The 1,142-nt window shown below is 46.3% G+C and carries 2 protein-coding genes; both read left to right on the plus strand.

The annotated features are described in order from the left end of the window. Positions 1 to 607: tetratricopeptide repeat protein (locus tag F6K49_RS51530; RefSeq protein WP_293110726.1), on the plus strand; the 607-nt coding region annotated here is incomplete at its 5' end. Then, positions 607 to 1,142, plus strand: a 536-nt coding sequence (locus tag F6K49_RS51535) for an ATP phosphoribosyltransferase regulatory subunit (protein ID WP_293110729.1), incomplete at its 3' end; no start/stop codon positions are given. The genes F6K49_RS51530 and F6K49_RS51535, both read left to right, overlap by 1 nt.

The following is a 1,142-nucleotide window of genomic DNA, read 5'->3' on the forward strand; positions in this document are numbered from 1 at the left end:
AACCTCAGTTGACCACCTAGCATCAGAGCAATACCAAGCCCTTGACCAAGCCTTGGCAAAAATTGCCGAAATCAGTGAACTTAACCTAGTTTATTTGATGTGTAAAAGTGGTAAGGGCGAAACGGTAAAAACTCCTGTATCAACCCCTGTGAAAACTCAAGCAACTGGTGTGACCCAGCCAAATAGTCAGACTACTACCGGTGCAACATCACAGGGAGGGTCCGTTGGGACTAAGGGAGTATCACGAGTGGATAGCTATATCCGGCGTGCTGAAGGATATTTGGTGAAGAACAATTTTGCTGCGGCAGTTCTGGAGTTGCGAGAAGCTCTGAAGTTGGACCAAAACAATAGCGACTGCCATAGTTTATTGGGAATTGCTTATTTGAAGCAAAATAAGGGGACAATGGCTAAAGTACACATTAATAAGGCGTTGCAATTGAACCCTCAGAACGAAAAAGCATTGAAGGCGAAACAGATTCTCAATGAATTAACCCCGAAAAGTGGCGGTAGCCAACCAAAGGTTTCGCCTCAAGCAGCTAAAGGGAAACCTTCCAATAAATCTGGTGGTGGCTTATTTGGTGGTTTATTTGGTGGAAAGAAAAAGTAATGATTCATCAACCACCCCCAGGGGCAAGGGATTTACTTCCCCTAGAAGTTACCCAAAAACGCTGGATTGCTAACCACTTACAGCAAGTATTTCACCGCTGGAGTTACCACCGGATTATCACATCAACCCTAGAATGGTTGGATACTCTGATGGCAGGAGGAGCTGTCGAACGTTCCACGGTTATTCAGTTGCACGATGCTGAGGAAGGAACCCTGGGGCTGCGTCCAGAATTAACAGCATCCATAGCCAGAGCAATGGTTAGTCGTATTGCTGGCAGTAATAGTGAAGCCTGCCTATCTTTACCCCAGCGACTCTATTACAATGCCAATGTATTTCGACGACCAACTATAGGTAACCACGGACGTCAACTAGAGTTTTACCAGTCGGGGGTAGAATTATTGGGAGTTGGTGGGCTGTTGGCAGATGGGGAAATTCTGCTGTTGCTAGCCGATTGTCTTAATAATTTAGGGTTGCAGCAGTGGCACCTGATTTTGGGGGAAGCTCGGCTAACGCGATCGCTTTTGTCTCCCTTCCC

It is taken from the genome of Moorena sp. SIO3I6 (assembly GCF_010672095.1).